This window comes from Candidatus Binatia bacterium (assembly GCA_029248525.1).
Lineage (GTDB): Bacteria > Desulfobacterota > Binatia > UBA12015 > UBA12015 > UBA12015.
This window is the reverse complement of record JAQWJE010000049.1, coordinates 831,149-855,497: the sequence shown is the minus strand read 5'-3', so window position 1 is coordinate 855,497 and position 24,349 is coordinate 831,149. Positions and strand designations below refer to the sequence as shown.

General features: G+C 59.0%; 22 protein-coding genes. 11 read left to right on the top strand and 11 right to left on the bottom strand.

What is annotated here, in order from left to right:
* Positions 1-3: 3 nt before the first annotated feature.
* On the bottom strand, positions 4-1,473 hold the full coding sequence (locus P8K07_16280) for a CotH kinase family protein (GenBank protein ID MDG1960083.1): 1,470 nt from the start codon (positions 1,471-1,473) through the stop codon (positions 4-6).
* 16 nt (positions 1,474-1,489) lie between these two features.
* Positions 1,490-2,917 carry a CotH kinase family protein gene (locus P8K07_16275; GenBank protein MDG1960082.1) on the bottom strand — a complete coding sequence of 476 codons (1,428 nt, stop codon included), beginning with the start codon at positions 2,915-2,917 and terminating at the stop codon, positions 1,490-1,492.
* A gap of 188 nt (positions 2,918-3,105) precedes the next feature.
* Here P8K07_16275 and P8K07_16270 point away from each other — a divergent pair, with 188 nt between their 5' ends.
* The 4 genes from P8K07_16270 to P8K07_16255 are packed head-to-tail and all read left to right on the top strand — an operon-like array spanning position 3,106 to position 7,363.
* Positions 3,106-3,882, top strand: a complete 777-nt coding sequence (locus tag P8K07_16270) for a polyphosphate polymerase domain-containing protein (GenBank protein MDG1960081.1) — start codon at positions 3,106-3,108, stop codon at positions 3,880-3,882.
* Positions 3,875-4,495, top strand: a complete 621-nt coding sequence (locus P8K07_16265; protein ID MDG1960080.1) for a DUF4956 domain-containing protein — start codon at positions 3,875-3,877, stop codon at positions 4,493-4,495. Before P8K07_16270 ends, P8K07_16265 begins: the two co-directional genes overlap by 8 nt.
* Before the next feature lie 51 nt (positions 4,496-4,546).
* Entirely contained in the window at positions 4,547-5,662 is a 1,116-nt protein-coding gene (locus tag P8K07_16260) for a hypothetical protein (protein MDG1960079.1), read from the top strand.
* Between the two features lie 57 nt (positions 5,663-5,719).
* On the top strand, positions 5,720-7,363 hold the full coding sequence (locus tag P8K07_16255; protein MDG1960078.1) for a hypothetical protein: 1,644 nt from the start codon (positions 5,720-5,722) through the stop codon (positions 7,361-7,363).
* Positions 7,364-7,401: 38 nt separating this feature from the next.
* Here P8K07_16255 and P8K07_16250 read toward each other — a convergent pair whose 3' ends face one another.
* The 3 genes from P8K07_16250 to P8K07_16240 form a co-directional block, all read right to left on the bottom strand.
* A complete protein-coding gene (locus P8K07_16250; GenBank protein ID MDG1960077.1) occupies positions 7,402-8,337 on the bottom strand; it encodes a nitronate monooxygenase in 936 nt (311 codons plus the stop codon).
* Positions 8,338-8,394: 57 nt separating this feature from the next.
* Positions 8,395-10,647, bottom strand: a complete 2,253-nt coding sequence (locus tag P8K07_16245) for a hypothetical protein (protein MDG1960076.1) — start codon at positions 10,645-10,647, stop codon at positions 8,395-8,397.
* A gap of 215 nt (positions 10,648-10,862) precedes the next feature.
* Positions 10,863-11,645 carry a queuosine precursor transporter gene (locus P8K07_16240; GenBank protein ID MDG1960075.1) on the bottom strand — a complete coding sequence of 261 codons (783 nt, stop codon included), beginning with the start codon at positions 11,643-11,645 and terminating at the stop codon, positions 10,863-10,865.
* A 211-nt stretch (positions 11,646-11,856) separates the two neighbouring features.
* Here P8K07_16240 and P8K07_16235 point away from each other — a divergent pair, with 211 nt between their 5' ends.
* Entirely contained in the window at positions 11,857-12,489 is a 633-nt protein-coding gene (locus tag P8K07_16235) for a glutathione S-transferase family protein (protein ID MDG1960074.1), read from the top strand.
* A gap of 38 nt (positions 12,490-12,527) precedes the next feature.
* On the opposite strand, the gene P8K07_16230 is transcribed toward P8K07_16235, so the two are convergent.
* Positions 12,528-13,583, bottom strand: coding sequence for an arabinan endo-1,5-alpha-L-arabinosidase (locus P8K07_16230; GenBank protein MDG1960073.1), 1,056 nt, complete (start codon positions 13,581-13,583; stop codon positions 12,528-12,530).
* Between the two features lie 47 nt (positions 13,584-13,630).
* Positions 13,631-14,461 carry a TauD/TfdA family dioxygenase gene (locus P8K07_16225; GenBank protein ID MDG1960072.1) on the bottom strand — a complete coding sequence of 277 codons (831 nt, stop codon included), beginning with the start codon at positions 14,459-14,461 and terminating at the stop codon, positions 13,631-13,633.
* Positions 14,462-14,653: 192 nt separating this feature from the next.
* Between P8K07_16225 and P8K07_16220 the strand changes: the two genes are divergently transcribed.
* The 6 genes from P8K07_16220 to P8K07_16195 all read left to right on the top strand — a co-directional run bounded on the left by P8K07_16220 (position 14,654) and on the right by P8K07_16195 (position 19,672).
* On the top strand, positions 14,654-15,514 hold the full coding sequence (locus P8K07_16220; protein MDG1960071.1) for an acyl-CoA thioesterase II: 861 nt from the start codon (positions 14,654-14,656) through the stop codon (positions 15,512-15,514).
* Positions 15,511-15,681: a hypothetical protein gene (locus tag P8K07_16215; GenBank protein ID MDG1960070.1), complete on the top strand. Its 171-nt coding sequence runs from the start codon at positions 15,511-15,513 to the stop codon at positions 15,679-15,681. The genes P8K07_16220 and P8K07_16215 overlap by 4 nt, the downstream gene beginning before the upstream one ends.
* 106 nt (positions 15,682-15,787) lie before the next feature.
* The gene (locus tag P8K07_16210; protein ID MDG1960069.1) at positions 15,788-16,168 is read left to right on the top strand and encodes a nuclear transport factor 2 family protein; all 381 of its coding nucleotides are present in this window, start codon (positions 15,788-15,790) and stop codon (positions 16,166-16,168) included.
* A 148-nt stretch (positions 16,169-16,316) separates the two neighbouring features.
* Positions 16,317-18,491, top strand: a complete 2,175-nt coding sequence (locus P8K07_16205) for a PQQ-dependent dehydrogenase, methanol/ethanol family (protein MDG1960068.1) — start codon at positions 16,317-16,319, stop codon at positions 18,489-18,491.
* A gap of 119 nt (positions 18,492-18,610) precedes the next feature.
* A complete protein-coding gene (locus P8K07_16200; GenBank protein MDG1960067.1) occupies positions 18,611-19,258 on the top strand; it encodes a hypothetical protein in 648 nt (215 codons plus the stop codon).
* Between the two features lie 12 nt (positions 19,259-19,270).
* Complete coding sequence (locus tag P8K07_16195) at positions 19,271-19,672, top strand: hypothetical protein (GenBank protein MDG1960066.1); 402 nt, start codon at positions 19,271-19,273, stop codon at positions 19,670-19,672.
* Positions 19,673-19,759: 87 nt separating this feature from the next.
* On the opposite strand, the gene P8K07_16190 is transcribed toward P8K07_16195, so the two are convergent.
* From P8K07_16190 to P8K07_16175, 4 genes are read right to left on the bottom strand one after another with little or no spacing between them, the layout of a single operon-like run.
* Positions 19,760-19,957 carry a hypothetical protein gene (locus tag P8K07_16190; protein MDG1960065.1) on the bottom strand — a complete coding sequence of 66 codons (198 nt, stop codon included), beginning with the start codon at positions 19,955-19,957 and terminating at the stop codon, positions 19,760-19,762.
* Between the two features lie 2 nt (positions 19,958-19,959).
* Positions 19,960-22,182 carry a molybdopterin-dependent oxidoreductase gene (locus P8K07_16185; GenBank protein MDG1960064.1) on the bottom strand — a complete coding sequence of 741 codons (2,223 nt, stop codon included), beginning with the start codon at positions 22,180-22,182 and terminating at the stop codon, positions 19,960-19,962.
* 54 nt (positions 22,183-22,236) lie between these two features.
* Positions 22,237-23,094, bottom strand: a complete 858-nt coding sequence (locus tag P8K07_16180; GenBank protein MDG1960063.1) for an oxidoreductase — start codon at positions 23,092-23,094, stop codon at positions 22,237-22,239.
* Positions 23,091-24,335 carry a hypothetical protein gene (locus P8K07_16175; protein MDG1960062.1) on the bottom strand — a complete coding sequence of 415 codons (1,245 nt, stop codon included), beginning with the start codon at positions 24,333-24,335 and terminating at the stop codon, positions 23,091-23,093. Before P8K07_16175 ends, P8K07_16180 begins: the two co-directional genes overlap by 4 nt.
* Between the last annotated feature and the right edge of the window lie 14 nt (positions 24,336-24,349).

Below are 24,349 nucleotides of genomic sequence, written 5' to 3'. Positions count from 1 at the left end.
ATTTCAGTCCGAGTCCTGCTTGAAAGATCCCGTAGGATCCACGAAATTGATGGTGGCTGCAATCTCCGCGCGCCGCATTGCCAGATACTCTCGCAGCTGCTCGATCAGGCGCTGCCAATCCGCAACATCGCTGCCGCGACGGATTCGCAACCGAACCTCATCGGCGACGTGAGGCGTCAGCAATTGCTCCCAGCGATCCAGCTTTCCGTTCACCACCTGCTCCGAAAACGGACCTGCAAGCATTTCTTCCACAATCTTGCGATAGGGCTCTTGCCGCCGAGCGAGGCTGCGGATCAGAGGGTCACAGGCCGGCGGCATTGTAGGCACCGGTGGGAAGCCCACCGAATGGGGAATGAGTACGCATTCGAGATCAAGATCATTCCAGGGGACATCCACCCATGAGTCCACGAGGGGCGAGCCAAGGCTATTGTCCATATCCCAAGGGACCGGCCAGAGGAATTCTTCCTCAAACGCGGCGTACCAATAGTAGTTGTGATTCCAGGCTTGCCCGTTGTAGGGATCGCCGGCCGCACCGAAAGCGATGAAATGCATCGGACCGTCGTCCGCTTCAAGGGCTCGATCGACGGCAAAATATCTCAGGATATAATCGACGTCCATCCAGCGATCGACAACACGATCGACCGCATCGGGGCCAATCGCCCGCGCTGCCTGAAACTCGGTGATAAAGCCGGACATGACGTCGTGGTTCAGCGTCGCTTCGGACCGGTTGGTCCGAATAGCCGTGTCTACACCCGCCCCGAATTCCGCTCGGATCGTATTAATGAAGTCCGCTTCCGGACTGGGGCGACTCGGCCAGAAGTCCTTGTAGAGATTTCCTTCCCCACCCTCGACTTCACCAAAACGGGACTCGGCAAAGCGACTATCGAGCTCCTCGATCAAGACGAAGATGCCAATGAATTCGTTGTTGATCTCCAACCGTACGAATGCGACCCGCGACGACGCGACTCCGAAATCCTGAAACATCGAGTACCCCAGAGCTTCCTTCATATAGGTGGGGTCCTGATTCATCGCGTGGAATTGGAGCTTCTTGAGGCCCTTCCAGCGACCATCCTGCACAAATTGATTAAAGCTGACCTTGATTCCGAGTTTCGGGCAGACCTTCGGCCCTGACACATCCGTAAGCCCACCGGCCCCGCCGGCCACGCAACCGGCAAAGGAGCCCACACTGCCCTTGTATCGGACGCCGACCGGGCCGATCCGTTCTCCATCAACAACAATTGAACCGGATACGTATTCCTCTCGAGCCGGAGCGGCATCGAGAAACTCACGATTCTCCTCGCTCAACTCGATTGAATATGTACGCACAACGGAATCGTCAAAAAGATATGCGGCCTCGTCCGACGAGCCGTCCCCGACACTCGGGGGTGCGCCTCCTTGCCCCGGGCCGCAAGCGGAAAGCACCAGAAAAAAAAGAAAAGCAATCGATTTGAGCGGGAAATATCTATCGGACATAGCTTGTTCCGGATCTTCAGTAGTCGATGCTGGCTGCGATCTCGACACGTCGAGTGGCCAAATGGTCACGTAATCGCTGCACCTCGCCTTGCCATCGTGCCAGATTGCCTCGACCTCGTCGGATCCCGGCCTCGACTTCCTCGACCACGTAGGGGGCCAGCAGTTCCTCCCAGCGAGCTATTTTCCCAAGCACAACTCTATCCGAGAAGGGCCCCTCGAGCATCGCCACAACGACCTTGCGATAGGCTGCTCCGCGCCTCGCGAGACTTCGGACCAGTTCGTCGCAGGCGGGGGGAATACTCGGTGGAAAAAATGGCAAGATATTCGCCTTGAGAAGACACGGCGCCTCAAGGTCGTTCCACTCATCCTGGATCCAGGCATCGGTAATTCCGGCACCCAGCGTGAGATCCAGATCCCATGGCACGGGCCATAGAATGGCGATGTCCAAGGCGGCGTACCAATAATAGTTATGGTTCCAGCCGATCCCCGTATACTCAGACCCCACCGGTCCTGGAGCAAAGAAATGCAGTGGCCCATCGTTGGCTTCCAGCGCCCGGTCCACAGCAATGTATTTGTGGAAGTATTCGATGTCCATCCAACGGTCGACGACCGCGTCGACCGCCTCTTCACTGATCTTGAGCGCTTCCTGAAATTCGCGAGTAAACCCGACCATCGTATCGTGATTCAGCCCTGGTTCTTCCCGGTTGGTGCGCAAGGATCCATTCAGGGTCACGTCAGGCCGGATCCCGGTGATGGCTCCCTCTGCCAAATCGGGCCGTCCGGGCCAATAGTCTTTGTAGAGATTCCCTTCGCCGCCCTCGATGTCTCCAAAGCGGGATTCGGTGAAGGTGCTGTCCAGCTCTTCGATCAGGATGAAGAGGCCAAAGAACTCGCCGTTCATCTCAAGCCTGACGAAAGCTGTTCGGGGAGATCCGACACCGAAATCTTGAAACATCTGGTACCCGAGAGCTTCCTTCATATAGCTCGGGTCCTGATTCATGGCATGGAATTGAAGCTTCTTGAGCCCTTTCCAACGACGCCCCTCGACATAAAGGTTGAAGCTGATTTTCATGCCCAGCTTCGGACAAACCTTCGGACCCGAAACATCCAGAATCCCGCCGGGCCCACCACCAACACATCCGGTAAAAGAACCGACCCCGCCCTTGTAGCGAATGCCTACAGCGTCGATCCGTTCGCCTTCGACAACCAGCGCTCCCGGCACATATTCCTCACGAGCAGGCGAAGAATCCAGAAACGCCAGATTTTCATCGCTCACCTCGATCGAGTATGTTCTCACAACCGAGTCATCAAAAAGGTAGGCCCCCTCGTCGCCTGATCCGTCGCCAACGGTCGGTGGCGCACCACCTTGCCCCGGGCCGCAAGCGGCGAGAAGAAGCGAAAAAATAAAAAGAAAGACATTGGATCGTTGAACATTATGCGGCATTGAGAACTCGATTTGCTTTAGGCAACCACGTAAAAACGCGGGAGTTGCGATGAAGGTACTATCTTTGGAATACTAGGGCTGTTCCCGAGCCGCAACTTTCGCGTTATGCAAACCGATCGCACACAAACCACATGCCACGGCGCCTGCGTACACACCTGCAGGACTGTCGCGATCGTTCTCGGAACCTCATGACGAGTACCAAAACCGCTCTTCCGGACTGGATGCCGGAAACTCTGGGGCGATTCCCCGAAGCAACCGCCGCCCTGCTGGAGGAGCGGGCGCTTCTCCAGCGCGTGGACACGAAATTCATCCTCAACTCCGACGCGCTGCATCAAGTCCTGCGCCAAGTTCACGGTAAATACGCGCTACTGACGGCCGAAGGAGCGACAGCCGCCCAATACAAGACGCTCTACTTCGACACTCGGAACTATGATTGCCTCCGCGAGCACCACCGTGGCAGGCGACCGCGTCATAAAATACGGATCCGTCACTATCTCGATCGAAAATTGACCTATCTCGAAATCAAGAACAAGACGAATGCCAACCGAACGATCAAGGCCCGGCAGCAGATTCCCTTCTTGCAAGAGACGATCGGCCGCAACGAACGCAGTTTCATCAACGAGCACAATCCGATTGCTGCCGAGAGCCTCCAGCCAAGCCTCCGAACCGACTTCCATCGGATTACTCTGGTCGGCCTCGAGACCATGGAACGAGCCACCTTCGACCTCGACCTCTCCTTTCAGAAATCATCCGACGACGCCCGAATTCCCGGTGCGGTAATAGCCGAGATCAAGCAGGACCGGTTCCGGGCGCGCTCGCCTGTCATGCTCGCGCTCCGACAAGCGCATGTCTTGCCGGTGTCGATCAGCAAATATTGTACAGCAGCGACTCTGCTGCTCCCTTCGGTTCCGATGCAAAGGTATCTGCCGAAAGTTCGCTCCCTCCAAAGGATGCACAATGACTGAAATCTTGGGCTTATACCCGGACTTTTTCGATTTCCCCGGTTTTGCACGACTAGGGCTTCGCCTCGCTCTGAACCTGGCCTTCACGGCCATGATTGTTCTGGGCGTCTACGTGCGGCGATACGGAAAGAACGAGTACATCTTCACGTATTTCATGTTCAACGCGATCACCTTCGCGCTGTGCTTTCTTCTGCGTAAAGTCCCGATTGAATTGGGTTTCGCATTGGGACTATTCGCCGTCTTTGGCATCCTGCGCTACCGGACCGAAGCTATTCGGACACAGGACCTGACCTATATGTTTGTGGTGATTGGCCTGGCGATTCTCAATGCCGTGGCCAATAAGAAGGTCAGTCTCGCCGAATTGCTGCTGGTTAATGGCTCGATCGTCTTTTTGACCGCCATGCTCGAGCGCCTGCCCATGTTCCGCCGGGACCAGAGCCGTGTCGTTACCTACGACAATATGGACATCATTCGACGCAACGATCGAGAAGCCTTGATCGAGGATCTGCGCACCAGAACCGGAATCAATATCCAGCGGGTCTCGGTCGGCTCCGTAAACCTCCTGCGGGATACCGCTCAGGTAACCGTCTACTTCCCGGAAGAAGACCCGAACTAAACACGAAACCGTTACGAGCAAACGAAGTTCCCATTTGCTTCAGGTTGGAGCATGAACTTCCCACGATCCATTGTGCCGATTCTCCTGAGCTGCACGTTCAGCTTTGCGTGCGCCGCTCAGAACGCACGCGTGCCAGCAACAGCAGACGCTCCGTATATCTTCGCCTGGCCCTTTATCGAAACCAGCGACATGAGTCCCCGCGGCGGAACGACCCGGGGAGAAAAGGTTGCCCTTCAGACGGCAGCCACCACGTCCTGGAAGGCCATCCAGCGAACCGACGCCACGCCACTCGAGCGTGACCGAGCGGCTATTCTGGCAATGGCTGGTGAATACCGGGTGTCGTTCGACTTTTTGGAGACCGTTGTTTTCGAGCCGCCTTTTGAACCCGCAAAACCCTATCGATCATGGGCCACCGAAAAGGTCTACATCATCGAGGATCGCAAGGACTTCATATCCCTTCAGCATATCCTCGAGATGTACGTCGTCGATGCCGACGGCAAGCGTCAGGGACCCTTTGTGCAAAAGCATTGGCGACAAGACTGGGCCTATCAACCCGCAAATATTTACGAATACCGCGGCGGCGAGTTGTGGGCCCGCGCAGACCTTTCTGCGGAAGAACGCGAGGGGCGTTGGAGCCAGTCTGTTTTCCAGGTCGATGATAGTCCGCGTTATGCCGCCGTCGGGCAGTGGCAGCATACCCCCTCCTTCTCCTCGTGGACGAGTGGACCGACCCTGCGACCGCTTCCTCGCCGCGAAAGGAGTGTTCGCTCCGACTACGACAACCTGAGGGCAATCAATCGCCACACAATCCTGCCCCTCGGCTGGGTGCACGAGGAGGACAATCTGAAAACAGCCGGCTCCGGGGATAAGGAAATCACGCGCGCACGCGAGGTCGGTGTGAACCGCTACCAGCCTCTCGCCGAATTCGACTTCCGTGCCGCCGACGAATACTGGCAAGCGACAGCTCCTTTTTGGCAGGATGTACGCACCAGCTGGACAGAGCGCTTCGACAAGAATTCGGAGCTCCAGATACGAAAAAAATGCGACGGAACCTCAGCCTTCATGAAGTTCTTTGAATTCGCTCAGAAACTGCAGAGCGACGCCCCGCCTTCGGCGGAGGCTCGCAGGGCATTCATCGAAAAAACTCTTGACTGCATCACGCAATAGAACTCTTGCGCGATATGCCACGCTGGCGATAGCGTGGCGGCTAACCTTGAGGTCCACATGAAAAATCATTTTCGCACGTTTCTCTTCTCTGTTGGCACCCTAGCGATCCTGCTGGCAGCCTCACCGGTAACCGCGGGGCCTCTTTCACAAGAAGCATCCTGCCTCCTCAAGACCAGTCTTGCCGGAGTCAAGGTCGCCAGAGTTCAAAACGCGCAAAGCATTCGTTGCCTTCTCGATCGAACGAAATATGATCCCGCCGAAGGGGATGGCCTGACCGCACAGGAAGCAGATGACTGCCTGCTCGGAGGGCCCTCCTCGCGTGTGCCGAAAGCTCGCAGCCGAGTCTCGAGCATCGCCGCCACGAAGTGCTCACCGAATCCGTCGTTTGGTTTCTCGACCGCGGACAACATCGGACGAGCGGCCGCCGAGCAATCACTCGGGCTCGCGCAAGATCTATTCGGCAACAACGTCGGCAGCGCGGTCGTTCCCAAAGCGAATGACTCCAAACTTGCCGGGTGTCAGATTGCAGCCGCCAAAGGCACGAACAAAATATTCGCAAAACAATTGCAAGAGTTCAGCAATTGCTTCAAGGACGGCTTGAAATCCAACACGGTCAACGATGCAGCCGCAGTCAATGGCTGTCTCGACGAAGTCGCTGGCGATCCGCAGGGCAAGATCGCGAAATCCATCAGCGGCCTCGGCAAAATCCTCGCACGAAAATGCGATCTACCCGGCATGGCTGATCCCCTCCCCGGCGTCTGTGCCGATGCTGGCGATCAAGCGGCATGCCTCGGCCAAAGAACAGCATGCCGCGCCTGTCTTCAGCTGACAGACGCACATGATCTGTCGATGCGCGATTGTGATCTCTTCGACGACGGAGCCGCAAATCAGAGCTGCATCGAGTGCAATGGCGCAGCTTCTCTATGCGACCGCAGATTTGATGAAGTGGTGTTCCCGACCTCGCACAACGCGATGTCCAATAACACCGAAGGATGGTTGGCTCCGAACAACGAGACGACCACCGTTACTCAATTGGGGTCAGGGATTCGCTCTCTCATGCTGGACGCATGGTACTGGGGCGGCGATGCGGTCCTCTGCCACGGCGGCGAAATCGTACCGGGGCTTGGTTGCGATATCACCGGGCAGAAGCCCCTCGATACCGGCCTGAGCGAACTAACGACCTACCTGGACAATCACCCGCACGAAGTCCTCTCGATTATTTTCGAGAGCTATATCAGCGAGGCCGATATGCTCGCGGACTTCACCAGCAGTGGCTTGATTGCCCATGTATACGCACATAATAGCGGCGACCCCTGGCCCACACTTCGGGAACTGATCACTGCGGACACGCGATTAGTCGTCTTTACCGACGACTCGAATGCCAGCCTCGACTGGCATCATTACGTTTGGCAACACGCATGGGAGACTCATTATTCTTTTACGACACCGGAAAGTCTTTCGTGTGATCCCAATCGCGGGTCGACCGACAACCCACTACATATCCTGAACCACTTCCTGACCGCCCCGCTGCCATCGACCGCGCTCGCCACCAGCGTCAACTTCAATCCCCTGTTCAGGGACCGCGTCCTGACCTGCCAGAACACATCGGGCGCACTACCCAACTTTATTACCGTCGACTTTGAGAATATTGGCGACGTTTATAAAGTAGTCCGCGAACGGAATCGACTGCCGGAACTCTAGCTCGAGGCCCGCACTTTCCTCTCCAGACGGTCACCCCATCAGGCGTAGGCCCGGGCCAAGTTTTTCATCGTGCGATGAAATTCTTCCATCGTCCCCTGAACGACTTCCTCGGCCGAAAGAATGGCATCGATGCGACCGCAGACCTGACCGGATAGCGGAATAGCCGCCTCCATATCGCCGCCGAAATAGAGGTCCTGCAGCGAGGCCATATGCTCCATGACGTTAATGGAGCCCATCGGGGCCAAGGCCGCAGTCCTCTCGGTGCGCAACGCGCGCAGGGCCGGGCGTGATTCCTGATTGAGAAAAACCGTATCCGTCTCTTTCGCGCCCAACACGGCCTGCTTCCAGTTCTCGTGAACGGGCGAATCCGAACACGAAAGCATTCGCGTTCCCATCTGGACGCCCTCGGCTCCCATGGCGAAAGCGCCTGCCATGGAAATGCCGTCGGAGATCCCGCCAGCCGCGATGATCGGACCGTCGAATTTCGATCGGATCAGCGGCAGCAGAACCATCGTCGAAACAGGACTCGGGTTCTTGAAGCCGCCGCCTTCGCCACCTTCCACAATCAGACCATCGACGCCCACATCGATCGCCTTTTGGGCCATCGCCAAGGTAGGAACAACGTGAAAAACCTTGATCCCGGCCTCCTGAAAGACAGCCGTGCAAACATTGGGGCTACCAGAGGAGGTCGTGACAAATTTGATCCCCTGCTCGATCACGAAATCTATGAAATTATGACCTTTCACGTAGGAAAGGGCGACGTTCATTCCAAAAGGCTTGTCGGTCAGGTCGCGCATCTTCGCAACCTCGACCTGAATCTTGTCGAACTCGCCCGAGGAGGTCTCGATAATCCCCATCCCCCCCGCATTGCTGACCGCAGATGCAAGTTGCGCACGAGCAATCCATCCCATGGGCGCTTGAATAATCGGATAGTCCGTACCCGTCATCTCGGTGACACGATTCTCAATTTTCATCGTGTTCAGCATGGCTATCCAGACGGGGAATTGCGAATTCCCCGGACACGCCGGTCATTACCGTGCGACTTCGTTGATCAGCGGCACGAGGATCCCGAGCTGCACTTCCTCGGCTTCCGTAATTGTAATGTGCAGTACGCCTGCACCCCAAGTTGTATTGTTCACATTGACGTCCACCACCGAGCCGGGGATCGACGTACCCCAGATCCACAGCGGCGTGAAAATATTCGTCTGATAGAAATTGACATGATACGCGCTGCCGATTGGTAACTGGTCCTCCGCCAGAGTCGTGAGGTCGCTCGCATTGGAAATTCCATCAATATAGGCGGTAAACGGTACCGTGAAGCCCCCGACACCATCCGCGCTCAGCTTGGCGAGAACATCATGGCAGGACCCCCCGCCATGGCTGAAACCAATGCAGGCAATTTCAGTGACTCCCCGATCCTGAACCGCGGAGACGATCTCGTCGTAGAGTTCGCCGGAACCTGTCGGGTCGACCACACTCTCGGCATACATATGAGAATCGTACCCGAGCGCCCGAAGGGCGACGCTCATCTCGGCAATCCCCGAATTGAGACCGCTTGGCGGATCGCTTGGCGTGAGGAACTCACCGTCGAGCCCGATCACCAGGCTCGCGAAGGGGCGGAAGCGCAGGACATCGCTCGCAACCACGTTCCCACTGATCGTATCAATAACCGAAACTGTCAGGTCCGCTGCGTCCAGGGCAACGAGTTCGGCAAAGAATGTCGTCGTGCCAGCCGCGAGAGATAGCGTGGTCGAGGCCTCGTCGACAAGCACACCGTTGCCCTTCGTGGCGCTCGACCAAAGCCGTAATGAAGCGGCGCTCCGTGCGAGCTGCAGGGTGGCGCCCTCCGGGAGTCCGGCGAGCGTGAGAGCCACCTCGATCAGATCGTTCTCGTTGGCGACGCTATTGTCGCCGTAGTCGTTGACGCCATCATCGTCATCATCGTCTCCGTTATATCGGATTCCGATGCCCTGATTGACCTCATCTTCTTCGGAAACCGCAAGGCGTTGGAAGGGTTCCGAACCGGGACCACCCGACCGAGGGAGGAACCCCTCGAGATCAAGCTCGAGAATTGGCGTGGGTGCGGGGGTCACAGTCGCGGTCGCGGTCGGGGTAGGCGTCGCGGTCGGGGTCGGCGTCGGCGTCGCGGTCGCGGTCGGCGTCGGCGTCGCGGTAGGCGTCGCGGTCGGGGTCGGCGTCGGCGTCGCGGTCGGGGTCGGCGTCGCGGTCGCGGTCGGCGTCGGTGTCGGGGTCGGCGTCGGCGTCGGCGTCGCGGTCGGCGTCGCGGTCGGGGTCGGCCCGCAGCTTTGGTTCAAGACTCCGTCGTCGAAAAGATCGCAGGGGATTCCAAGCGATGTTGCCACTTCCAGCGATTCGCAGACTGCACAATCGATGCGTTGGTCCAGACAGCTCGCCCAATCACCCGCGCCTCCCGGACACCCGCTCACGCCCGGAAAAGTGGCCCCAAGATCGACGTTGCGACGCACGCAGAGTCGATCGACGATTTTTTCAACCTTGCTTTCGCAGCGCCGCTGAAGACTCCCGTTCGCATCGGGCTGACCACCGGCCGCGCTGGCCATACAATCAGTGATCAGGGCGGACCCGTCGCCCACGGCCCGCAGGCTCGTCGCCGCGCACTGGTCAAACGCCGCCAACTTCGCCGCAACGCACTTCTGTGCCGTGGTTACCACCTTACCCTGGCACTTTGCGGCGAGCGGGTTGATACGCGCCCCGGGCGTCTGGAAATTTATCGATCGGCGCAAGACCACCGCGCTGTCGAAATCTGCCCCGAGCAGGACCGAAAATAACTGCGTATCCAGCGCCCCGGCCGCGGCGCTCATCGCGCCACTGAAGCTCGCCCCGCTGCCGGGCGACCAGGGCTCACCATCGAGGTCGGGCACGGCAAATGCCGGCAGACTCTCGCTGCGGCAAGCGGCAATCTCGCTTCCCAAAGCCTTCGCCGCAACCCGGGCGATCTTGCCGCGGGGGTCATTTGCGCTGCAGGCGGCGAGAGTCGGCGGAAATCCAAGCCTCCCGTTCGCGGCCAACGCGAGGCATCGCCCGCTTTCCTTTCCCTCCATCGAGACAACCTTCGCGTAGCCCTTGCGAAGTGCAGAGAGACAATGATTTTCGGCAGCGGCGGCCCCGACAGTCATGATGTGCACGAAGACCAAGATTGTCAGGATGGACAAGCAGCTCAGTCGTGGCAACGGCGTCTCGGGGCGTGAGAAAACTCGAACCCTGAGGCCTGCGCTACCGGGTTTCCATGTGAAAAATGGAGACACTGGCTGTATTTAGAGCACAACAACTCCTCTGATTGCAACACAAAACCCCGGTGCCCCGAAAGAGGTTTCGTTCCGGATGCCCCGCCCCCGGAACGAGCTGGTATTTCCGGCGCGACCACAACCAATAACCGCGAGGCAGATGACTCCGAATCGGCCATGGAGCGCAGGGCCAGCTGTTCATCTCGGAAAGGCGCTCCTATCTTCGGAGCCCGGATCTAGTCGGCGTGATCTGCTCGCGGGTCGATTTCGAGGTAGCGACTCAATCGGGCCGTCAGCCAGTAGAAAGGCAGCGTATCGATCAGCGCAAAGCTGAATTTAAACATATATCCCGTGAAGATCAGGGTCCCGAGCTGCACCGCGAGCGGGGCCTTGTCTGTCAGAATGGCGTCGAGGCCACCGAGCGACCATGTGATCAAAATCACAGCCGAGCTATCGACCAATTGGCTGACCATCGTGGATCCATTGTTGCGCAACCAGAGATGCTTGCCCTTGGTCACCCTCTTCCAAAAATGAAACATATAGACATCGGTGAATTGCGCTGTGAGATAGGCAATCATCGATGCGGCTACGGCTCCGAACGCAAACTTCCGGACTTCAAAGAACACGGGCACTCGGCCAGCTGCATCCGCTACCGGAAGACTATTGGCGGGATCGATGGTCTCGAAACCGGGCAGGATTCCTCCCAGCCACAGGATGAAAACCACCCAGGCGTTCAACAGGACGCCAGTCCATACGACCGCATTCGCCCGTGCCTGACCATAAAGCTCGCAGATCAGGTCCGTGCAAAGGAAAGTGACTGGATAGGGCAGGACACCGACGGCCACAGCGAAGGTCAGCGTTCCGAAGGCCATTGTTTCCATCTCGCCCAATTTTATAAACCGCAGGATGCCCAAGATGTTCAACATCGCCAGCGTACCCAAAAAGATCCCGGCGAGGACGAGGAACACTCGTTCGCGGCGGGCGTGCAGCGGAGACGCCTCGATCGGATGCAACGCCATCAGGAGTTCTCGCCATGGAATTTCAGATTCATGAGAAAGCAAATGACTGGTTTCGCACTCCAAGTCCAGCCTCCGCAGGAGACAAACGAAATTGCTCACTCGCAAGATCGAATCTATAAATCGCGACTGGAACGCTCGCGATTTGCGCGCAATCCGTACCCCAAGCTAGAGTGCTTGCCGGTTCTAGACTGCGGGCTTGAAGGAGAGCAAAATGATCAAGATTTCAGGATTGAGAATGAGCAATTACTACAGCCTCACCAAGGCCGTATTGATTGAAAAAGGCATCGACTTCGAGGAGGTGAAACAACCACCTTCGCAAAAGTCTGACTATCTGACGAAATCTCCGATGGGGAAAATGCCCTATATCGAAGTGGACGGCCAATATATGTCCGAGTCGCTCGCCATCACGAGTTTTCTGGAGCGTGCCTACCCGACACCCGCCCTGCTTCCCGCCGACCCTTTCGCCGCAGGTAAGGTTCTCGAACTTTGCTGCCACTGCAAGCTCGACGTGGAGTTGGTCGCGCGACGCTGCCTGCCCGAATTACTGTTCGGCAAACCGGTCAGCGACGAGACCAAGGATCAGGTTCGTGCCGACCTTCCCAAGGGAATGTCTGCCATCCGAAGCCTCTTTCAGGGTGCCCCTTACGCAGCGGGTAGCGAGATAAGCCTCGCCGATTTTTACATCTTCTACTGCTTGGGCATTGCGAGCGGGCTTGCCAAGGCTGTGGTCGGCATCGATTTACTGGCAAAGGATCCCGAGATCCAGAAACTCCTCGAGCGACTGGCCGAACACCCCAGCATCGCCCGGGTCACATCGGAAGCGGCGCCCAAGCCGAAGGGCTGAAATCGCTCCTGCCCGAGTCCTGCATGCTCGGGCTTCACCTAGGATTCGTCGGCCTTGCAGGCCGACGGCCAACCTTCCTCATCCCAGTCCATGCGCCGGATATTCAAAATCGACTCATAGTCTCGCTCGCGATCATAGGCGTGATGGACGAGGTAATCGTAACCGCCCTCGGAATAGACGTCCGCATGACCCGTCCCGATCATCGTCCCTTCTCTCTCGATCAGAACGGTACCGCCATCCTCCATCAGGGAGACGCCATCTCGATCAACATAAGGTCCCTTCAAATCGCGTGAGCGGCCAACCAGGATCTTGTACTTCGTATTCTCACCCTGACAGCAGCGATTGTGCGATAGAAAGAGATAGTACCATCCATTGCGATGGATGATGTAGGGCCCCTCGATAATCGGATCGGGTTGCAAAAGATCGCGGGCGGCCAAGGTCACAAAATCTCGAGGATGCTGCGTCGGAGCAAAGGTCTTTGGATCGATCTCGGCAAGGAGCAAACCGCCAATGGTGGACCCGAAGACCATCCACGGCTTGCCGTCCACATCGATGAACAGATGGGCGTCAATGGCGTTGTAGTAGGCTTCATCCTGACCACAGATGATGTCGATCCCCTCAAAAAGAGGGGTCGATCGAAGGAGTAAACCGTGGTCGACCCACTCGTAGTTCGGGTCCTCGGGATCCAGGGTCTTGTTGGTCGCCACCCCCGTCCCTGCGTTGCAAGTGCCACCGATATGACTCTGGTAGTAGAGCACCCACTGCCCGTCATACCAGGCAATATCCGGCGCACCGATATGATCGGGCGTCACCAACTCCTCGTAAGCCCATTCAGGCAAGGCATCGAAAAGCCGACCGGACTCCGTCCATGTCCGCATATCATCAGAGCGGTAAAACGAACCCAGAGGGCTGGAGGAATAAATATAATAAGATCCGTTTTCCTTTGCGATCGCCGGGTCGTGGATATGCCAGACATCGCTATCACGGTTGACCAGGTTCCCCGTGCAGGGCGGCTCGACTGCAGGATCGCTGTCGGTGGAGCAGCCAGCGCCCGAAAGCAAGACGAGCAAAATCAGAACGGCAGGTCTCTTCATTGCTCAAACCCTATGCCTGCGAATCACAATTGTAAACTCGCCGGCGGCTACTGCAGGGCACAGCCTTCAACTGTAATCCGGTGCATGATTCGTCGCATTCCGTGATAATCGTTCTGCGCCCAATGCCACGTTGCACGATTATCCCAAAATGCGACCGAGCCGGGGTGCCAACGAAACTTCGTTACAAAGTCCTCGTTCATGGCCACGCTGTAGAGGTACTTCAGGAGAGGCTTGGACTCCTGCCTCGTCCAACCATCGATCCCGATGGTAAAGCCCGGGTTCACGTAGAGTGCTTTCCGACCGCTGAGCGGGTGCTCGATCAGGATCGGATGACGAGGGTCCTTCAAAGCATCTGCCGCCTCGGCATTGCTGATGCCCGTATCGCCTTTCACATCGCTATCCGGGCTTTGGGTGCCGAAAATATGTCTTGCCGAATGCACGGCGCGCAAACCTGAAAGAGTCTCACGCAGCCCTTCCGACAAGGCATCATGAGCTTTGTACATGCTCGAAAACCAAGTGTCGCCACCAGAAGCCGGCAGTTCTCGAGCGACCAGAATCGAACCGAGCGCCGGCTCAAAATCGTAGGAGTGATCGGTATGCCACCCCCCGCCAATATTGCCCTCCTGCTCGGGCTCCTTGGCCACCATGGCGATTTCGGGGAACTGCGGGTGAGCCGGGAAGAATCGATTGATATTGATCGGGCCGAATCTCTCGGCCAGCGCTATATGGTCGCTCTCGCTCAACGATTGGTCGCGAAAAAACGCCAGCCCATGACTTGCGAAAAGACCCCGCACATCATCGGCAACGGCATCGCTCATTTTGCGCAAATCGACATCCGTGATCTCGACCCCGCATCCATCCATAACTGTCGCCTTCATCGTCGCCTCGAGGAGAATCCTAGCTTGAGCGCGGGCCACTGACAAAAGGTCCAACGGAGAAGAATATCTCCGTGATCGAGATTCTCGGCAGAGGCCTGCGAGGATGGCCGGAAACACGAGTGTTCCGGCCTGACAATCAGAACCAATGCGCCCCTTCTTTCCCGGGCGCGCCTCGCATGCGACACTTCGTCGATGGAGCAAGATGCCGTAGACGAATTGGTTGGCCTGCTCGACCTCGAAAATATCGAATTGAATATCTTTCGCGGCCTGAGTCCCGATATCGACCTGCAACGAGTATTCGGCGGGCAGGTTGCCGGCCAAGCCCTTGTCGCAGCCTCGCGAACCGTCGAGGCCGAGCGACAGATTCACTCCCTCCACGCCTACTTCCTGCGCCCCGGCGACCCGACCACGCCCATTGTCTACGAGGTCGATCGCCAGCGTGACGGCCGCTCCTTCACCACCCGGCGTGTCGTCGCGATCCAACACGGACGACCAATATTCAACCTCTCCGCCTCGTTTCATATTCCCGAGTCCGGCTACGATCATCAATTCGAGATGCCCGAGGGAATCCCCGAACCCGAATCGCTGGACGACTTCCGGACCCGCTGGGCGCCCTACCGCGAAAAAATGGGCGCCTGGTACGACCGACCGCGCGCCATCGACACGCGATACCTGGACTGGAAGCCTGGCGACCGCGCCCGCCCCCTGCCCCCGCGCCACCGGGTATGGGTGCGCGCCAATGGGGTTTTACCGGAAGAGCCGGTCCTGCACGCCTGTATCCTGACCTACCTCTCCGACATGACGCTCCTCGATACGACCCTTTTGCCTCATGCCAGCACCTTCCAGAATCCCGAGGTGCAGATGGCCAGTCTCGACCACGCCATGTGGTTTCACAGACCTTTCCGCGCAGACGAGTGGCTGCTCTACGACCAGGACACGCCGACAGCTTCGCAAGGCCGGGGACTGGCCCGTGGTTCGATCTTCACGAAAGACGGCGCCCTCGCCGTTTCGGTCGTGCAGGAGGGTTTGATTCGGAAGGCTACTGCGCAATGAGGCACTGGCCCAGCCTGTTCTGCGCCCTGCTCCTGACCGCGTGTCCAACCTCACCCGGGATGGAGGTAGCCACCATTGACGAAGGTTGGATGCGCAATACCGCGGGTGAGCCTCCCAATACCCTGATGATCTCGATCGATACGATTCGACCCTCGCGGAAATGCTGACGCAGCAATCGCACCGGAACTCGCCGAACGTCTTCGACGCCTTGGCCATCTGGATTGAACAAGAACGCAAGACCGAAACTACCGGCAACAACAGAGGCAACAACAGATGACACCCGATGCATTGGAAAAATTGACGCAAGATTTCTTCGCCGCGATCACCCGGCGCGACTGGGCCGATGCGCTGGAGCGCGTGCATCCCGATGGTCGAGCGAGGCAGAACATTTCCGGCGAGGAAGTCGATGCGCGGACCTTGCTGACCTCGATGCGCGCCCTTGTCGAATCGCTGAAGTCCTTCGGCTACGAAAACCCTCGCCGTATCCTTGGCGAGCATGCTGTCGTTGAGCAGCATGACGTGCGGATGACCCGAGAAGATGGGCGAGAGATCGTTCTCGACATCTGCATCCTTTTGCACTTCGACGCAGACGGCAAGATTACCCGCATCGATGAATACCTTGACTCCGCCCAGGTAGCGGCATTCCTGAGCTGACCGGAGGCGCGCGACAAGCAAGGGCGAGACAGGCCGAACTCTTCTCGCGAGATCCCGTATTCGCTTGAACAGTCCTATCGGATTGACCTATCAACACGGGAAGGGAGCGGCCTGTTGCCGACTTCGCCGAGCGCATGGAGCACCGCATATGAAACCGGGGAAAAAGACTTCCATTATTTTCGTTGTCGCATTGCTGCTCGGAGCAGGCTGCTACAAAGCATCCCCGAGCGCGCCTGGAGCCGGGCGGAGCAAGCAGGCCGCGCGGACCGAGATTGCGCAGGTCGATACGAGCAGAATCATCAAGGCCGACAGCGAGCCCGGTAACTGGATGTCCCATGGCCGTACCTATGACGAGCAGCGCTACAGCCCGCTGGCCCAGATCGACACGGAGAATGTTGCCGACTTGGGTCTCGCTTGGTCCTACGATCTCGGCACCGACCGTGGCGTGGAAGCCACCTCGATCATGGTTGACGGAATTCTTTATGCAACATCATCCTGGAGCATTGTCGTCGCATTGGATGCGCGCACCGGACGTGAACTATGGCGTTTTGATCCGAAAGTCGACAAGCAAAAATCGCTGCACACCTGTTGCGACGTGGTCAATCGGGGCGTGGCTGTCTGGGAGGGCAAGGTCTATGTCGGCGCGCTCGACGGACGCCTGATCGCGCTTGATGCGGCAACCGGCAACGTCCTGTGGGAGACGGCCACCGTCGACCCGAAGCTGCCCTACACGATCACCGGCGCCCCGCGCGTCATAGGCGGCAAGGTCATGATCGGCAATGGCGGCGCGGAATTCGGCGTACGCGGGTTTATCAGCGCCTACGATGCGGACACCGGCAAGATGCTGTGGCGGTTCCACACGGTTCCCGGCGACCCCTCGCTGCCCTTCGAGAACAAGGCCATGGAGATGGCCGCCAAGACCTGGAACGGCGAATGGTGGAAGCTCGGCGGAGGCGGCGGCACGGTCTGGGACTCGATGGCCTACGATCCCGAACTGGATCTGCTCTATATCGGCGTGGGCAACGGAACTCCCTGGAACCAGCAGATCCGTTCACCCGGCGGCGGCGACAACCTCTTTCTCTCGTCCATCGTGGCGCTGCGCCCCGACACGGGCGAATATGTCTGGCATTACCAGACGACTCCGGGCGAAACTTGGGATTATACCGCGACCCAGCACATCATTCTCGCCGATATGGAACTTGAGGGAGAAACCCGCAAGGTCCTGATGCAGGCCCCGAAAAATGGTTTCTTCTATGTGATTGATCGAACCGACGGCACCCTGTTGTCGGCGAACAACTATATTCCGATCACCTGGGCCACCCACGTCGACATGGAAACCGGACGCCCTGTCGAAGTCCCCGGTGCCCGATACAAGGATGGCACTGTTGCCATGGTCTTCCCATCCTACCTGGGCGGCCATAACTGGCACCCGATGTCCTACAATCCCGAGACGGGGTTGGTCTATATCCCCGTCCTCGACTTCCCCGCCGCCTATGCTTCTGCGCCCGAGTTCAAATACCGCCCCGACGGCGCCAATCTGGGTACCGACGGCATCATCGGTGGTCTGCCCGATGCACAAGCCGAGCGAAACGCGATGCGCCCACTGATCCGCGGTCGCCTGCTTGCCTGGGATCCCAAAACGCAATCGGAGGCCTGGCGCGTCGAGCATCAGGGGCCCTGGAACGGCGGCACGCTGACCACCGCAGGCGATCTCGTCTTTCAGGGAACCGCGGACGCGAAGTTCGTCGCCTACCGGGCCGACAACGGAAAAGAGCTCTGGGATTTCCCCACACAAACCGGGATTGTCGCGGCACCGATGACCTATGAACTCGACGGGCAACAATACGTGTCGGTCAACGTCGGCTGGGGCGGTGCGTTCGCCCTGGTCTTTGGCGAATTCGTACAAGCCGAAAGCGTACCCAACGTCAGTCGGGTCCTGACGTTCAAGCTGGGGGCCAAAGGAAAGCTGCCGCCCGTTGCGTGGAAACCAAGGGTCGAATTCAGCCCGCCGGAAGAGACCGCCGACCCGCGGACGATCGCTGCGGGCCACCGCCTCTATCAGGATACCTGCATGGGTTGTCATGGGTTGAATGCGGTCTCGGGCCTGCTGGTGCCCGACCTGCGTGGCTCGCCTTACCTGCACGATCAGGAAAGCTGGGATACCGTCGTCCTCGAAGGGATCCGTGCAAGCAAAGGCATGCCGTCTGCGGCATCCGTCATCACCCCGGACGAAAGTGCGGCGATTCGCGACTACGTCATCCGTCAGGCCTGGCGCGGGATGGAAGTCCAGAAGCAAGCGAAAGCTGCCGCCGCGCAGCCCTGAGCTTGTCGAGAACTTCTGATTCGTAGCACTTTTCGGGGAGGCACATCTCCACAACGCGACTTGCGGTCTGGACTTGCCCCCTCCCCTCGGCTTAGAGTCGCCGTGTGCCCGGAACCGATATGACGAAGATCCCGATCCGGGAGGATATCCTGCAGGCACGCGCCATGGCATGGGAGCGACTGGCAGGCCCGGGCGCCCGCTTCACCGGTGCCCAACGAGTCGCGCTGGCCAGCTTGGGTCGTGCCGCCCGCGCACAACGCGACCAGCCACCATGGATGCGAGAGCTGCCCGAAACCGAGGTCGAGATCACATCGGAGGCCTGCGAGTTGGCGACCACCATCGCCGCCGACGCCCACAAGATCGATCGCGCCTGGGCGCACCGGATGATCGATGTTCTGGGGGATGTGGCGTATATCGAAATCGTCGGCATCCTGGCGTTCACGACGGCTGCCGATGCCTTTGCCGAGGCGATGGGCATCGACCACGAACCCATGCCGACGCCGCGTGACGGGGAACCCGATGGAAGCCGACCCGATGGTCTGGCCGATATCGGTGCCCATGTCGTGATGACCGACCCGTTCACGGGCCCCAACGTAGCCCGGGCCCTCAGTCTGGCGCCCGGTGATCAGATGGCTTTTTTCTTTGTGGTCGGGGCGATGTATGGCGCCAAGGACTTCAACACTCTGGTATGGGATCGACCCCTCAGTCGACCACAAGTGGAGTTGGTGGCCGCCCGCGTTTCGTCGATCAACGAATGCTTCTATTGAACGACCTCTCATGTGATGCTGCTCCGTGCGAGCAGCGAAGCCATCGGGGAGCAAGCGGATCTGAACGGCACCATCGGTGAAGGTGACGGCGGGGTCCCCCACGGAAATGAGCTCCGTGAGTTCGCCGAGGCTGCAACTCGTGGCAGCACCGAGCTCGCTGCTACCCGTCAGGCACTGATCGAGGCCGTCGGCCCCGAAGCCTTCGTGGAGGCCGCCGCGACCGTTGGAATTTTCAATGGCCTCGTGCGGATCGCCGACGCCACCGGCATTCCTCTCGACGATCGGATTCGTGCGGCTACCGGTGAATTCCGTGACGAACTTGGCTTGAACAAATTCGGTGGCTCGGCCAACACCCACGATAGTCCTCGCGATACGGAACTCGACCTGAGCGACCCCACCAAACTCTTCGAATAAGCGACCCGGCTCCAACAGGCATCCACGCCAGGGATTCGGAACACTCGAATCCGGGGAGGTGCACTGCGAATTCGTTTTGTCCGGATGCTATTCGTCCGGATGCTCGAGGTCCGGATGCTCGAGGTCCGGATCCAGAGGTGCATCGGTCCGCGAGGGTGCCATCCGGCGACGCAACAAACCATCCACGCCCCCCTCGCCCTTGCGAAACAGGCGATTCGCGATGTTGGTCATAAGCCAGGAGCGCTTCTCGGCGCGCCATTGCGTGAAAGCACTGCGAGTGGCCACCGCTACTCTCGATTCAGCATGCGCGGCAGATGCTCGGGCGCTTCACTGGCCATAATTCGGCCCGGGAAGCCCTTGAAGTGAGGGATCCCCTGTTCGTGATCGAGCAAGTCGTTGGTATCCGAGCAGAGGACCGCATCGGAGGAGAGAAAAGCGCCGGCCAGCGGCTCGTGGCCGCGCAGCTCGGGATACCACCACCCATGCGGCACACGGATGTGTCCCTCCTTCATCGAGGGCTGCACCGAGAGCAAGGCAGTGACGTGTCCGTTTTCCGTTTCCAGCCGCACCCAGTCCCCATCCGACAGCCCCTCGGCTTGCGCGTCGGTGGGGTGCAGGAAGAGTTTGGGAAGCGGAGATTTGCGGCGCAAGACCTCCACGCCGCGTTGGCCGGTCTGAAAAAAGGCGTCCTCCCGGACCCCGGTGAAAACCCGGTAAGGGAATTCCGCGGTCGGCGTCGGACCTTCGCGATGATAGGGCAAGGGGTCGAAGCCAAGGTCGTCCAGAACACTGGAGGAGAGCTCGACTTTCCCCGACGGTGTTGCAAACCCCTTCTTGCGGTACTTCCGGAACTCCGGCGGTCGCGCTTCCATAAAGGTCTGCGCCTCGAAGTCGCGGAACGTTCGCCCCGAGCGCGACAGACGATAATCCAGAATGTCTTCGAGCGTCTTCCAGGGAAAATGCTCTCCGAAGCCCATCCGGTGCGCGAGGTCTGTCCAGAACTCGAAGGTGCTGCTGGCCTCGGCGGGCGGGTCGACAACCTTTTGTGACAAGGTCAGTCGCGTGGTCCAACTCCAACTATCCGCCACGTGATTCCGCTCGGTAAAGACGTCCCCCGGCAAAACATAATCGGCCAACATCGCGGTCGGCGTCATGAAGATCTCGTGGGCCACAATCAGATCCTGATTCAGCATGCCACGGTGGATCTGATGCTGGTTCGGATAGCTCAGAAGCGCATTATTGCCGAGAGCGAAAAATGCCTTCACCGGATAGGGGTCCCCGGTATCCATGGCACGGAAAAGATCCGAGGGGTTCGCCATCTGACAGCCCATGACAATATCCGCCCACGGATAGCCCCAGACTTTCTCGGTGGGCTCGCGCAACATCTCGGCCACGCGGTAGGTATAGGCTGGATGATCCTGGTAGCCGAGTTGCTTGGCGCGCTGCTCGGGTGCGATGGCATCGTGCATGCCGATTTCGGACTCGGGAATATAATCGGGATTGAAACCACCGAGCGTCTCGCCGCCGACGATATCGAGATTGCCTGTGAGCGCACGCAGGATGGAATGTAATCGAATCGCCGAGGTCGACGAGATCTGCTGATCGGTGATCGGCGTCCAGGGGATCACGGCACCGTCGGCGGTCGCATAGACCCGCGCTGCTTCCGCAATCAGTTCGCGATCCACACCGGTGATCTCCTCGACGCGCTCGAGCGGGTACTCGTCGACTCGCTGGCGCAATTCTTCAAATCCGACACACCAATCGCGGACGAAATCTTCGTCGTAGAGCTTCTCGTCGATGATCACCTTGAGCCAACCGAGGCACATCGCCGCATCGGTTCCGGTGCGAAGGCGGAGGTGCAAATCGGCGACTTCTGCCTGATCCGAGATCCGCGGATCGAGCACGATGACCTTGGCACCGCGTGCACGCGCGCTATTGATCGCATTGTAGATCGGTGTCCAGGAATGCTTGCGCGGGTTGTGGCCGAAGAGGACGATGCAATTCGTGCTGCCGAAGTCCGGCATCGGGAACCAACCGTAAGTCATCCGATTGACGGCTGCGGTATTCCCCGCACAGAGCGAAACGCCGCTGGTCCAGTTGGGGCTGCCAAGCAGATTCATGAATCTGCGGTCAAGACTATGAGTGGTTTGGGTGTTCCAGCCCGAGGTGGAAACGGCAAAAGCCTCGGGGCCATATTGTGCCACCACCTTGCCGAGGCGCTCGGCGATCTCATCCATCGCCTGGGCGTAGGAGATCTCCTCCCATTGGTCCGCGCCGCGTTCCCCGACGCGCTTCAGAGGCTGGCGCAGGCGATCCTTGTGATTGTGAATATGCGGCGCGGCAGTTCCCTTGTAGCAAATGTTTTTTGCCAACATCGGGTTTTCGTGAGGGCGAATCCGGGTCAGGTGCCCGTCTTCAGACTCCGCGCGCATCTGACAGCCGATGTCACAGATCGTACAAACGACGTGGCGAGGTGCCGGCGAATCCACGGCTGCTTCCGAGGTGCTCATGGGTGAGATCTAACCCGATCGGCGGCCATGATGCCAACCCGCGGGGTGTCCGAATCAGGACTCCGCATCAGGAGGAAAATTGACGTCCTTGGAAACCGGCGCCCATTTCTCGATCGATTCGCCGAGCGTTTTGAGTTTTTTACGAAAGGCACCCAGCACGTCCTGCCCGAGCAGCAAATGCAGCGGCGGGTCCTGATCACGCGCGATCTGCAGGACCGCATCCGCCACTCGGCGCGGATCGCCGGGCAATTTGTCCGCAAACGCCTTGATCAATTCCTTGCGAGCCCCGACCGTCTCGGCGTAGGCCTCGATCGGCGCTGCGGATTCCTTCATCGAGCGCGTGCCCCAATCGGTGCGAAAGGCACCCGGTTCGATCGCCGTCACATGCAAGCCGAAAGACGCGACCTCCTGCGCCAGAGCTTCGGTGACTGCCTCGAGCGCAAATTTGGTTGAGCTGTAGTAGACATTTGGTGGGTTCGCGACCAGCCCGGTCATGGACGACATATTGATGATATGCCCGCGACCACGCGACCGCATCCCGGGCAAGACGGCCTTGATCGTGTCAACCACACCGAAATAATTGGTGTCGAAGAGCCGCCGGACCTCCTCGTCCTCGCCCTCCTCCAGCGCGGCCATGTACCCGTAACCCGCGTTATTCACCAAAACATCGATACCGCCGAAGGCGTCTTCGGCGGCCGCGACCGCCGCCGCGATCTGGGCCCGGTCGGTCACGTCCAGCGCCACCCCCACGGCGCGATCGCCATGCGGCACAACCAGGTCGACGACCGCTTCGGGCTTCCGGGCCGTGACCACCACCCGGTAGCCCTGGTCGAGGGCAAGCGTGGCGACCTCGCGGCCGATTCCGGTGGAACATCCGGTGATCAACCAGACGGCGTCTGCTGGCAGCTTCATCGGGACGCCTCGGGCAGACGGCGGAGATAGGCGTGAGCGCGCTCTTCCTGCTGCCGCTTGCGTGCAGCCGCATCGACCCAGGTAGTCGTGTCGGAAAGATACGTCTTCAAGTCGGCCTTCTTGACCACCTCGCCGCGGGCTTCGAGATCATCGCGCGGCTTGCCGTCGGGAAATTCAGCCATGCGCAAGGTCAGCATGCCTTCGTGCAAACCACAGGTGTCCAGCCAATTGTGAACGCCGGGGTCCTCGGGAGACAAGACATAGGTATAAGCGCCGTCGCCATCCGGTATGGATTGTGCCTTGTTGAGGCTGCTGGTGCGATCCACGATATCCATGGTCGTGCCCCAGACGTTGGCCAGCGGAACCACAAAATAAGCGGCACCGCCGTCCTGCACGCGCACGACATACACCTCGTCCTCGGCCAGATTGAAATGTCCGCCGACATAGAACTGATTACGCAGCGCTCCGCCCTTGTCGGCAGAATAAGCCAGCGCGAAGCGATTCGGCTTGCCGCGCAACATCCCGCTGCTGAGACCGCGCGTGAAGTCTGCGTAACGCAACATGAAGGAAGCCGTGAGTTCGGCCTGCTCGTCCTCGCTCATCGGCGAGGTCGCCGGTTCGGCGCCGAGACGCTCGATGCGGAGTTCATTGGGCTCATCCAACGCCCAGTCCAGAATCACGTCCCGGATATAGAATTCATGGGCTTCCGGACAGGATTGAATGTGATTGGTTCGTCCATCTGCCGGATCGCTGTCGACGGTAATGGTAAAGGTGCGATCCTCGTTGAGCACCAGATCGTGGCCGGAAAGAAGCCCCACAGTATTCATGTTCGGATCCCAGAGCGTGAAATAATTCTCGGTCAAGCGGCGCTCTGCAACGCGACCATGGATCTTGTATTTCTCGCCACCCGAGATCGGAATGACCCGGTAGATCGAATCCGGGTTATCAATCCCCCATCTGGAACCGGGGACCGTCTGATCGCCCACGGGATGCTCGAGGCGGGTGATGGCGATCACCTTCGGGCGCAAGGGATCCTGGTTCGAGGACCAGATCGCGGCCGAGAACATGACCTCGCGAAACGCCCAATCATAGCACGCGCGCATCGCCGGAGATGGATCCATCTCGGTGAGCCAATGCTGGAAGACGCGGTCGTAGGCCTCGCGGACGATGGGATGCTCGATCAGGCGCAATGCGGCCAGTTCATGCTCGTGCTGTTCGGGTGTGGCTATCTGATGGGACATGGGGACTCCTCGGT